Origin of the sequence: Mesorhizobium sp. M0998 (assembly GCF_040318885.1) — a bacterium.
Lineage (GTDB): Bacteria > Pseudomonadota > Alphaproteobacteria > Rhizobiales > Rhizobiaceae > Mesorhizobium.
Genome location: NZ_JAMYND010000004.1, coordinates 135836 through 147879, shown reverse-complemented (window position 1 = coordinate 147879; position 12044 = coordinate 135836). Strand labels below are relative to the sequence as shown.

10 protein-coding genes are annotated in these 12044 nt (G+C 60.2%); 1 reads left to right on the top strand and 9 read right to left on the bottom strand.

Annotated elements, in window-relative coordinates:
• Positions 1–40: 40 nt before the first annotated feature.
• Positions 41–784 carry a creatininase family protein gene (locus NKH59_RS05515; RefSeq protein ID WP_352501555.1) on the bottom strand — a complete coding sequence of 248 codons (744 nt, stop codon included), beginning with the start codon at positions 782–784 and terminating at the stop codon, positions 41–43.
• Positions 785–789: 5 nt separating this feature from the next.
• Positions 790–1356 carry a 6-phospho-3-hexuloisomerase gene (gene hxlB / locus NKH59_RS05510; protein WP_353021224.1) on the bottom strand — a complete coding sequence of 189 codons (567 nt, stop codon included), beginning with the start codon at positions 1354–1356 and terminating at the stop codon, positions 790–792.
• 184 nt (positions 1357–1540) lie between these two features.
• On the opposite strand from hxlB, the gene NKH59_RS05505 reads away from it, so the two are divergent.
• Positions 1541–2563 (top strand): aldo/keto reductase, encoded by a 1023-nt coding sequence (locus NKH59_RS05505; protein ID WP_353021222.1) that lies wholly within the window; start codon positions 1541–1543, stop codon positions 2561–2563.
• Positions 2564–2637: 74 nt separating this feature from the next.
• On the opposite strand, the gene NKH59_RS05500 is transcribed toward NKH59_RS05505, so the two are convergent.
• The 7 genes from NKH59_RS05500 to NKH59_RS05470 form a co-directional block, all read right to left on the bottom strand.
• Positions 2638–2910, bottom strand: a complete 273-nt coding sequence (locus tag NKH59_RS05500) for an HU family DNA-binding protein (RefSeq protein WP_006201846.1) — start codon at positions 2908–2910, stop codon at positions 2638–2640.
• 197 nt (positions 2911–3107) lie between these two features.
• Positions 3108–5519, bottom strand: a complete 2412-nt coding sequence (gene lon, locus NKH59_RS05495) for an endopeptidase La (RefSeq protein ID WP_352501552.1) — start codon at positions 5517–5519, stop codon at positions 3108–3110.
• Between the two features lie 280 nt (positions 5520–5799).
• Positions 5800–7074: an ATP-dependent Clp protease ATP-binding subunit ClpX gene (gene clpX, locus NKH59_RS05490; RefSeq protein ID WP_006332719.1), complete on the bottom strand. Its 1275-nt coding sequence runs from the start codon at positions 7072–7074 to the stop codon at positions 5800–5802.
• Positions 7075–7378: 304 nt separating this feature from the next.
• Positions 7379–8008: an ATP-dependent Clp protease proteolytic subunit gene (locus NKH59_RS05485; protein ID WP_023674655.1), complete on the bottom strand. Its 630-nt coding sequence runs from the start codon at positions 8006–8008 to the stop codon at positions 7379–7381.
• A 345-nt stretch (positions 8009–8353) separates the two neighbouring features.
• Entirely contained in the window at positions 8354–9337 is a 984-nt protein-coding gene (locus NKH59_RS05480) for an HlyD family secretion protein (RefSeq protein ID WP_353021220.1), read from the bottom strand.
• A gap of 41 nt (positions 9338–9378) precedes the next feature.
• Entirely contained in the window at positions 9379–10653 is a 1275-nt protein-coding gene (locus NKH59_RS05475) for a glycosyltransferase family 2 protein (protein ID WP_353021218.1), read from the bottom strand.
• A complete protein-coding gene (locus NKH59_RS05470; RefSeq protein WP_352970408.1) occupies positions 10650–12044 on the bottom strand; it encodes a TackOD1 domain-containing metal-binding protein in 1395 nt (464 codons plus the stop codon). Before NKH59_RS05470 ends, NKH59_RS05475 begins: the two co-directional genes overlap by 4 nt.

The window sequence follows — 12044 nt, the reverse complement described above, 5'->3', positions numbered from 1 at the left end:
TCTCCCTTCTCCCCTTGTTGCGGGAGAAGGGAAAAGCGCGCTAACCCGAAAGTGTTGCCCGCAAATGCTCGAGGATCATGGCAACCCCTTTTTGCCCCAACTCCACCGAGGCTTCGGGCGCACTTGCCGTGTACCAGCCGGTGTTGTCGGCGAAGCGGCCGGCATCCACCGCCTCCGGGCACAGCGCCAGCATCAGCGACGTCTCGCCGATGCCGGCATGGTCGAATGGGTACTGGCTGTGCATTGAGGCCGGCATCAACGGATGCACCTGCACCCAGTTGAAGAAATTGCTGCCCTCGGCGTGTTCGGCATAATAGTCAGCCATCGCCGCAGAGCCCCACCAGCCTTCGCCACGTTCTTTCTCCAGGAAGCGGAAGATCGCCTGCCGGCCGGCGGCCTTGAAGGCGAGATCGGTTGGCATGCCGGCGGCAAAATTTTCGGTCTGGTGGTGAATGATGGCGTGGATGTTGCGGAAGCCGATGCGCAGCAGGCTATAGAACAGTTCTTCCGCGAATGGCGCCAGCACATTGCCGCCGACCTGCAGCGAACCACTGCCCTCCGGTGCTGCAACGGCATAGCTCGCCGCGCCGTAATAGAAGGGCGGCAGAATGACGATTTCGGCTTCTTTTTCGAACAGTTCCAGGCTCTTGACCACCGCCAGCGTGTCCATGCCGACGGCCATGTGCTCGCCGTGATATTCAAGCACACCCAGCGGCAACACGACCGGCCGGTTTTCGGCGATCACCTTGCGTATCTGATGCGGCAGCATCAATTCGTAGCGCATGACACCTACTCCATATTGGTGTGGCGGGCGCGCATCGCTTCCGCCGAGACGCCGGTCAGGTCCCTGAGCTTCAGCACCATCACTTCGAAGAGGACGAACAGCGCGCCTTCGAACACCGAGCCCATCGGCAGGACGGATGTCTTTTCGGGACCCTGGTCGTCGGCCATGGTCTGAGCCGGGATAAGCAGTGTGAGGTCGGCCAGCTTCGCGGCAGTGCTGTCGGCTTGCGCGGTGAGCAGCAGGACTGTGGCACCGGCCTCGCGCGCGACCTGCATCAAGGTCAGCACCGTCGACGTCTCACCCGGGCCGGAACTGGCGAGGAAGACATCGCCCGCGCCCAGCGGCGGCGTGGTCATGTCGCCGACGACCGACACCGGCAGACCGAGATGATAGAGCCGCATGGCAAAACCCTTGACCTGCAGCGCCTCGCGGCCGCAGCCATAGGTGACGATCTTTTTCGCACCGGCCAAGATGGCGCAAGCGGCGTCGATGCGGCTTGCGTCGATACGCTCCAGCACGGTGCCAAGCTCGTTCAGCGCAATCCCAAACAGGTTTCCGCCGGCGTCTGTCATGACATTTGCACCAGCCTGCAGGTGCCGGAGAACCATTTGAATATCTTAGTCACCTTTGCCCCGAACAGCTTGTTTTCATTCATGCTATCACCGCGAAAATCGGTGTCCAACGACACGCAGTGCTTTTGATGCGCTACAGCCGTGATAGTGTCACGGCAAATCGTGAATGAGGAAACGACGACATATGAAGACACGGCATTTCGACCGCATCGGCAATGGCGGCATCACCTTCACCGAGCTCGGCTTCGGCACCGCACCGCTCGGCAATCTTTACCGCGCCGTCTCCGACGAGGATGCCAATGCTACGCTGGAGGCGGCATGGCGGGTCGGCTGCCGCTACTTCGACACCGCGCCGCTTTATGGGCTAGGCCTAGCCGAAACGCGGCTCAATCCGTTCCTGCGTTCGAAGAAGCGCGACGACTACGTGCTGTCCAGCAAAGTCGGGCGCATAATGCGCGCCTGCCCGCCGGAACAGCGCACCGGCATCGGCAAATTCTTCGACACGCCGTCGCGCCGCGAGGTCTACGATTACAGCTATGACGGCGTCATGCGCTCCTTCGAAGCCTCGCTGGAACGGCTCGGCGTCGACCGCATCGACCTCCTCTTCGTGCACGATGTCGACATCTTCACCCATGGCAGCAAGGAAGCCTCGGACCAGCGCATCCAGGAATTCATGAGCTCCGGCTACTACGGATTGCTGGCATTGCGCGACCAGGGCGTGATCAAGGCATTCGGCGGCGGCATCAACGAGTGGCAGGTTGCCCAGACGCTGGCCGAGCGCGGCGATTTCGATCTGTTCCTGCTTGCCGGGCGTTACACGCTGCTGGAGCAGGAAGCGCTGCAGTCTTTCCTGCCGCTATGCCAGCAACGCGGCATCGGCATCGTTCTCGGCGGGCCTTACAATTCCGGCATCCTGGCAACCGGGCCGAAGCCCGGCGCCTATTACAATTATTCGGAGGCGCCGCAGGACATCATCGACCGCGTCACCCGCATCGAGGCCGTCTGCAAACGCCACGGCGTGCGCCTGATCGAGGCGGCGCTGCAGTTCCCGCTGCTGCATCCTTCCGTCGTCTCGGTAATCCCCGGCGGCCAGCGGCCGGGCGAAGTCGAAAGCAATCGCTCCCTGCTCGACGCAAAGCTGCCATCGGCGCTGTGGACCGATCTCAAGAAAGAAGGCTTGATGCGCACGGACGCGCCGACGGCATAGCGCCGCCTTTTCCAACAGAAAAGAAAAACCGGATATGCCGGCTTTTCTTTTCTCTGAAAGACTTAAGGAGGCGCCTAGTTGACCGCGTCCTTGAGGCCCTTGCCGGCCGAGAACTTCGGCACGGTGCGCGCCGGGATCTTCACTTCCGCACCGGTCTGCGGATTGCGGCCGGTCGACGCGGCGCGTTTTGACACGGTGAAATTTCCGAAGCCGACAAGCCGGACATCGCCGCCCTTTTTCAGTTCGCCGGTGATCACGGAAAACACCGCATCAACCGCCGACTGCGCGTCACCCTTCGAAATACTCGCGGCATCGGCGACAGCGGACACCAGTTCGTTCTTGTTCATAAAAATTCCCTTCCATGAGAAAACCGGAACACTCGACTCATCCGGCAGGAAACGGACTTTAGAAAGAAGCGCTCCGGCAACCAAGTCGAAAAGCGCCGGGAAAGTCGAAAAAAGCCCGGAAATCCGCGGTTCTTCACATGAAAAAAGCCGGGCTCAAGGCCCGGCTCTCTCTTTGTGCATTGCAACTTTAGCAAGCACTAATGCGCCAGCGATTTACCAGCCTCGTCTCCGACATCGACCACGGCCGGCGCATTGACGGGTTCGACCCACTGGATCGGTTCCGGCATGCGCACCAGCGCATGGCGCAACACTTCGCCAACCCGTGAGACCGGAATGATCTCCATGCCGCTCTTCACGTTCTCCGGAATCTCCGCCAGATCCTTGGCGTTCTCTTCCGGAATCAGCACCTTCTTGATGCCGCCGCGGAGTGCGGCAAGCAGCTTTTCCTTAAGGCCGCCGATCGGCAGCACCCTGCCGCGCAGCGTGATCTCGCCAGTCATCGCCACATCGGCCCTGACCGGGATACCGGTCAGCACCGAGACGATCGCCGTCGCCATCGCCACGCCAGCCGACGGTCCGTCCTTCGGGGTTGCACCCTCCGGCACGTGGACGTGGATATCGCGCTTGTCGAACAGTGGCGGCTCGACGCCGAAATCGATGGCCCGCGAGCGGACATAGGACGCCGCCGCCGAAATCGATTCCTTCATCACGTCGCGCAGATTGCCGGTCACGGTCATGCGGCCCTTGCCGGGCATCATGACACCTTCCACCGTCAACAGCTCGCCGCCGACTTCCGTCCAGGCGAGCCCGGTGACCACGCCGACCTGATCGTCGCTCTCGACCTGGCCGAAGCGGAAGCGCGGAACACCAAGGTAATCGGCAAGATTGTCCGCCGTGATGTTGATCGTCTTCTTCTTCGTCTTCAGGATCTCGGTCACCGCCTTGCGCCCGAGCTTCATCAACTCGCGCTCCAGGCTCCTGACGCCCGCTTCACGGGTGTAGGTCTGGATGATGCCGCGGATCGCGTCCTCGCCGACGGAGAACTCCTTCGGCTGCAACGCGTGGTCGCGGATCACCTTGGGCATCAGGTGACGCTTGGCGATCTCGATCTTCTCGTCCTCGGTGTAGCCGGCGATGCGGATGATCTCCATGCGGTCCATCAAGGGCGCAGGGATGTTCAGCGTGTTCGCCGTCGTCACGAACATCACGCTCGACAGGTCGTATTCGACCTCGAGGTAATGGTCCATGAACGTCGAGTTCTGCTCGGGATCGAGCACCTCGAGCAAAGCCGATGACGGATCGCCGCGGAAATCCTGGCCCATCTTGTCGATCTCGTCGAGCAGGAAGAGCGGGTTGGATTTCTTCGCCTTCTTCATCGACTGGATGACCTTGCCGGGCATCGAGCCGATGTAGGTGCGGCGGTGACCACGGATCTCGGCCTCGTCGCGCACGCCGCCCAGCGCCATGCGGATGAACTCACGGCCGGTCGCCTTGGCGATCGACTTGCCGAGCGAGGTCTTGCCCACGCCGGGAGGTCCGACGAGGCACAGGATCGGCCCCTTCAGCTTCTTCTGGCGGCTCTGCACAGCGAGGTATTCGACGATGCGGTCCTTGACCTTGTCGAGGCCGAAATGATCGGTATCGAGCACATTCTGGGCAAAGGCCAGGTCCTGCTTGACCTTGGAGTTCCTGCCCCACGGGATCGACAGCAGCCAGTCGAGATAGTTGCGCACGACGGTCGATTCAGCCGACATCGGCGACATCGTCCGCAGCTTCTTCAGCTCGGCTTCCGCCTTTTCGCGGGCCTCCTTGGAGAGCTTGGTCTTCTTGATGCGCGCCTCGATCTCGGCGGCCTCGTCGCGGCCGTCCTCGCCCTCGCCGAGCTCCTTCTGGATCGCCTTCATCTGCTCGTTGAGGTAGTATTCGCGCTGCGTCTTCTCCATCTGGCGCTTGACGCGCGAGCGGATGCGCTTCTCCACCTGGAGCACCGAGATTTCGGCTTCCATGAAGCCCATCGCCTTTTCCAGCCGTTCCTTGACGGACAGCGTGGCGAGCATCTCCTGCTTCTCGGGGATCTTGATGGCAAGGTGCGAAGCGACCGTGTCGGCGAGCTTGGAATAGTCGTCGATCTGGCTGGCGGCACCCACCACTTCGGGCGAGATCTTCTTGTTCAGCTTGACGTAGTTCTCGAAGTCGGTGACCACGGAACGTGCCAGCGCCTCGACCTCGACCTCTTCCTCCTCCGGTTCGACCAGCGCAGCAGCACGGGCCTCATGGAAGTCGGGACGGTCGGTGAACGCGACGATTTTCGCGCGCGAGGCACCTTCGACCAGCACCTTCACGGTGCCGTCCGGCAGTTTCAGCAATTGCAGCACATTGGCGAGCGTGCCGATGTCAAAGATGGCATCGGGCTCCGGATCGTCGTCGGCGGCATTCATCTGGGTCGCGAGCAGGATCTGCTTTTCCTGACCCATCACTTCTTCCAGCGCCTTGATCGACTTTTCACGCCCGACGAAGAGCGGAACGATCATGTGCGGGAACACCACGATGTCGCGCAGTGGGAGGACTGCGAAGACGCCGTCGCTGGGAGCCTTGGATAATTTGGCCATTGTCCAACCTTTCATGTCGCGGCCGCCAATCGGCCAACCGCGAATCTCATATTAACGACCGGGGATCGTTCCGCCTACCACCGTTTGTGACGGGAGTTTTACAGCACAGAATTCGGCACCACGGCCTTCCGCCTTTAGTTGGAGGCACAGGGGGTAAAGATCAAGGGTCAACACGGTCCGTCCCTCCAATCCGCAGCCATTACGCGGCGCCGTACGCGGTGTGCGACAGCAAAACGGCGCCCTGCGGCGCCGTTTCAGAAAAATCCATTGCCGGCTCACGTCAGGCGCTGACGTTGCCCTTCTTTTCCTTCTGCTCGGAATAGATGTAGAGCGGCCTGGCGTTGCCTGACACCACCTCTTCCGAAATAACCACTTCGCGCACGCCTTCCAGTGCCGGCAGCTCGAACATGGTGTCGAGCAGGATCGCTTCCATGATCGAACGCAGGCCGCGTGCGCCGGTCTTGCGCTCGATGGCGCGCTTGGCGATCGCCGACAGCGCGTTCTCATGGAAGGTCAGGTCGACATTCTCCATCTCGAACAGCCGCTGATACTGCTTGACCAGCGCGTTCTTCGGTTCGGTCAGGATCTGGATCAGCGCCGGCTCGTCGAGATCCTCCAGCGTCGCCAGGACAGGCAGACGGCCGACGAACTCGGGAATGAGGCCGAACTTCAACAGATCCTCAGGCTCGACCAGGCGGAAAACATCGCCGGTGCGGCGATCCTCGGGCGAAGCGACGATGGCGCCGAATCCGATCGAGGTCTTCCTGCCGCGATCCGAGATGATCTTGTCCAGGCCGGCGAAAGCGCCGCCGCAGATGAACAGGATGTTGGCGGTGTCGACCTGCAGGAATTCCTGCTGCGGATGCTTCCTGCCGCCCTGCGGCGGCACGGAGGCGACGGTGCCTTCCATAATCTTCAAAAGTGCCTGCTGCACGCCCTCGCCCGACACGTCGCGGGTGATCGAGGGATTGTCCGACTTGCGCGAGATCTTGTCGATCTCGTCGATATAGACGATGCCGCGCTGGGCGCGCTCGACATTGTAATCGGCCGACTGCAACAGCTTCAGGATGATGTTCTCGACGTCCTCGCCAACATAGCCGGCCTCGGTCAACGTCGTCGCGTCGGCCATGGTGAAGGGGACGTCGATGATGCGGGCCAGCGTCTGCGCCAGCAACGTCTTGCCGCAGCCGGTCGGGCCGATCAGCAGGATGTTCGACTTCGCCAGCTCGACGTCGTTGTTCTTGCCGGCATGGGCGAGGCGCTTGTAGTGGTTGTGGACGGCCACCGACAGCACGCGCTTGGCGTAAGGCTGGCCGATGACGTAGTCGTCGAGAACCTTGAGGATTTCCTGCGGGGTCGGCACGCCCTCGCGCGACTTCACCATCGAGGTCTTGTTCTCCTCGCGGATGATGTCCATGCACAGTTCGACGCATTCGTCGCAGATGAACACCGTCGGCCCGGCGATCAGCTTGCGCACTTCGTGCTGGCTTTTGCCGCAAAACGAGCAATAAAGCGTGTTCTTGGAATCACCGCTGTTGTTGCCGACCTTGCTCATTTTCATGTCCTTTCATGGCCGCCCGCCGATGGTCTGGTTGAAAGGGCGCATATTCAATCTATCGCGGGAATCCGCCGCCGCCAGTGCCCCGGCTCCCGCAACGCATTCCGTACGAAACACAAATCGGAAAACGGGGCAATGATTCGAACAACCCCACGCAAAGCTAAGCCGTCGAAAATCAACATAGCCTTAACGTAGGCAATTGCACCCGTCGAGGGAACAGCCAATTGTGGCCGAAATGCCGCAAGCTGCGCCAAAAGCGCGTGATCCCGCCACTCATTGCCACCGCGGGGCCACCGCGGGCCTATAAGGCAATACCTTCGACCGGCTCACGTGACGAAATGACCTTGTCGATGAGGCCGAAATCCCTGGCCTCGTCGGCAGTCATGAAATGGTCACGGTCGAGCGTTTTTTCAATCTCATCATAACTCTTGCCGGTGTGCTTGACGTAGACCTCGTTGAGGCGGCGCTTCAGCTTGATGATGTCCTGGGCATGGCGCTCGATGTCGGAAGCCTGGCCCTGGAAGCCGCCGGAAGGCTGGTGGACCATGATGCGGGCGTTCGGCGTGGCAAAGCGCATATCCTTGTGGCCCGCCGTCAAGAGCAGCGAGCCCATCGAGGCGGCCTGACCGATGCAGAGCGTCGACACCGCAGGCTTGATGAACTGCATGGTGTCGTAGATCGCCATGCCGGAGGTGACGACGCCGCCGGGCGAGTTGATATAGAGGTTGATTTCCTTCTTCGGATTCTCCGCCTCGAGGAACAGCAGCTGCGCGCAGACCAGCGTCGCCATGCCATCCTCGACCGGGCCGGTGATGAAAATGATGCGCTCCTTGAGGAGCCGCGAGAAAATGTCGTAGGCCCGCTCGCCGCGATTGGTCTGTTCGACCACCATCGGAACGAGGTTCATGTAGGTTTCGACGGGGTTCTTCATGGACTATCCCTTTTTGAGGATGGGATTCCGGCGCCGGAGATTTGCAATCGGGCAGAATCGGTTCTGGATCGTTATTGTGTAAATAGGATGCCGGCTCACCCTAGCGCAAGGCCGCCTCTCCTAGCCACTTGGTTAAAACGAATCAAGCTTGCCGGACGGTGCCCGGAGGACGCGGCACGGATCCTGGTGGATTGACTTCACCTCTTTGATCCCGCGGTTTCGCGCGGCCATGGTGGCACTGGCGTTGCTCGCAACGCGAAGGGCCTGGAACGTCGTATCGGGCGAGGAAGATTGACTGCGTTCCCGGGACGGCTAAGTAGCTGCCTCCGCAGGATTAAGCAGGCATTACCTGGCCCAACAGAAGCCGAACGCGCAACCACTCACTGATACTTTTTGCGAGACCGCGAAGGAATTCGACTCATCGAGTGCGATACGGATCAGCCTTGACCTGTCGCGGGGCCGGAACATGTTCTGAAACTCGTCCGGCAACGCGTCGGCGACCGACAGAATCTTTTCGACTGTTCCTCTTGCACGCTCGGTTCCGTTACCCACGTCGACCGCCATTCCTTCGCGCAGCGAAAACAGATAGTTGTCCGGCAGATAGGCGAGGACGTAGGACTTGCCGCCGTCGATCTGTAGAAGCGGATCGCCGAACCGCAGCACCTGGCCAGGGACCGGCACCTTCGCGCCAACGACCCCCTCCGTGACCGAGCGGATGTTTCCGCCGTCATACATGGCCTTTACCTTATCCATAGCCTCGCCCGATCTCGCACGGAATTGCGCCACCAGGGCGAGTTCGGATTTGGTCGCTTGCAATTGACCGGTCAGATCAGCCAGATGTTCGGCGGCCTGGAAGCTGCCACGAACGGCTTCGTCCTTCGTCGAAGTCGAGACGATGCCTGCCGTGACGATGGTGTCGATTCTAGCAAGTGTCGTCCTGGTTTCACGCGCTGTCCGCTCGGCCAGCAGCATCACGGACTGTATCGCTTCGTGTCGGCTGTGGAGCTGGCCCTCGCGAACGGCGAGTTCACCCTGTCGCAACAGCAGCTCCGCGAGCTCCTTGACCATGTCGAACGATTCAAGCTCGACGAGCAATGTACCGGGCTCGACCTGGTCTCCCGCCTTGACAAAGACATGCGTTACCTTGGCCGGATAGGCGGCATCGACGGCATACCGATCCTTCAGGACAATACCGTCCGCTGACAAGACGACCGCATCACCAATGAGGTAGTAGACGATCGAAGAGGAAAACAAACCGAGGAGAGCGAGGTAAACCATGCGACCCCAACTTCCCACACTCGCGCGCTGCTGTTTTCCCAGATTGTCCACTCGGACGTGTTTTCGAATGTATTTCATCTGAAGCTCGTTCTCTACCAGGGCCGCTCTAGCCGAACTTTGATCGGCGTGTAGTTGTCGCGATGTGAACCTGAGAACACCCATTCATCGATATAGGCGATCAATCGAACGGGTCTCATCACATAGGTCATGAACAGGGAGTAGCCGGGCAGGAACCATATGCTTCGCCAGAACCCCCGCCGCTCGGTGGTCCAACTGGCCAGCGCCAGCACAAACACGTCGAGAACCAGGAGACCGCACTGCATGCCGATGAGGATCGCGGGCGTGAAAGAGCCGTACTGGAGGGCAAGCCAGACGAGATAGAGCGGGAATATCGCTGCACCAACGACGTTGAAAAGGAGGAAATCCCATTGGTGTAGGGCCTCCGGAAGCCGGAAACCCGAGTCCGAGACACGAAACAGGCGGTAGTGTTTGCGAAAGCGTAGCCAAATGGCATCGCGCTCCCAGCGCAATCGCTGGCGGATATATTGGTATGCGGTTATCGGGACGTCCGTATAGCAGATCGCATCCGGGACATAGGCCATGCGCCAGCCCGCCCGCCGCAATCTCAGCGTGACATCCAGATCCTCGCCACCGCCTACGTCGAATCCCCCAACCCCCAAAAGGGCTTTGCGCCTGAAGGCGCTGAACGCTCCCGAAATGCAAACGACCTGATCGAGAGCTCCAGCAATACGCTTTCCGACCGAAATCGACTGTAAATATTCGATCTCCTGAAACTGGGCGACGATACTCGCGTGGCCGTTGCGCGGTGCAATATCGCCGCATGCCGCTCCAACCGCTGGATCCGAAAAGGGGCCGAGAATATTTTCGATCGCGTACCGATCAAACGAACAGTCGCAATCGACATTGATCAGTATGTCGCCTTTGGCTACGCGGCACGCCAGATTGATCCCGCTCGCCTTGCCGCCCCGCAGATCCGTCGAAATGATGCGCGAGGCATAACCTCTCTTGACCAGAGCTTGCGAGACCCTGCTCATCCGATCGGTCGAACCATCACTGACAATGACAACTTCGAAGTCATTGAAAGACTGTTCCCGCAACGAGCGGACGCAGGTTTCGATGGACTCAGCCTCATTATGGCCAACCAGAATGATGCTTACATTGGGCCGTAATGGTCGCTCATGCTCAATCGAACCCGCGGCATCACGCGAACGCATGGTCACAGCGGCCGCGACGAACGGAATGATGTAACGGGGGAACTCAAAGACCAGCGTGTACCAGAAAACGGAGGCCAGGCTCGCCGTCGATTGAGCTAGCAGGAATGCAAATCCGAGTTCGAGATCATTCAACGCGAGGCTTGCCCCGTTTTGGTCGCCACCCGAGGGCGAGGGTCAAGCTTTTCGCCCAAAGACGCCTCGCAGATTGAAAGCATTGCCGATATCTGCTCCGACAATGTCTCGTCGCCCTTCGCCGTCATGATGAAATAGTCGGCGGCGGCGCCTTTGTGCACCGATCCTGTCTCCGCAAGGTAATTGCTCAGGTTTTCGATGAAGAGACGGCGCAGTTTCTCAAACACGTCCTGGCCCTTTGATTTTATGAGCGAATCTCGTGCTCCGTAACGCAATTCCGTGACCGCCAACGGCGGGCCCTTCGCTCCGGTCATGCGTGCGCGGTCGAGTTCCTGAACCAGGGATGGCGGCAACCCCAACAAGGACGTTGGCAGCTTTTTCTCCGGACTGGTGAGCAGAGACAGCGCCTGATCCGTGAGTGCGTAGGAAAAAAAGTCGATACGTTTAACGCTGTCGCCATCAGCCCGCGCATCACAATCCTGGCAGACGAATCCAACAGCCGGCTCCGATGTCGAATCCTTGCACCTCCTGCAGATTTGCGAGTGGCCGGGCTTGTCATAGTCCTTTCCATAGTGACGCAATTGCTGGCTGCATTTGGGGCAGACCAGTGCGCTTCCCTGCCGAAAATCGCCTTCAGGACGAAGAGCCGCGCAACGATAATGATGAATAAGCTCGGCCTCGAACATATCGGCCGAACGGCAGGAGGGACATTCCTCGCGAACGGTAAGCCGCCGCGACCCGCAGGCGCCGCACTCATGCACGCGGTCGAAGAAGGTCTTAAGCAGAAGTCCGCGATGGGAGAGATCTTCGGCGATCGGGATCGTCTTGGCCGCCGACGGAAAGCCCGGATAGCTTATGGAGGCCGACGTCATCGGATAGCGCTTGGCTTCGATGCTTCTGCCGGCGACGAAGGCATGCGCAAGAAAGCGCGTTTCGGGCGTATTTGTCGAACGGATGTGCGCGGCAAGCTGTTCGCGGCGGCGGCGAAAATCGAGAATGCATTTTGCCGTCTCCGCCCAAGTCGTTTGCTGCATCAGATCGAAATGTACATCCGCGAACCGGCCGGCACGGCCGCCCAGATCGATGACAGGCACCATCGCCAGCGGAATGTGGTCACGCAGGTTGTCCAGCGGCGAGTTACGCCGCTCATCGGCCAGAAGAACGGCATCGATGTCCCCTTCCGACGAGGAGTCGAACATCGTGCGGTAGATCGCCGAATGCAGAACGACCACGCGTGGGAACCATTCGACGGCAGGCTTCCAGGACAATCCCATTCTGGCCCAGAGTGCCAGGCAAAGGTCGGTGAGTTCATGGCTTGCGGTGGAAGCCGTCGGTGCCGGCAGTTGCACAACGGATTTCGGAACAAGTTCTGCGGGCATGTCGGCCTCCAT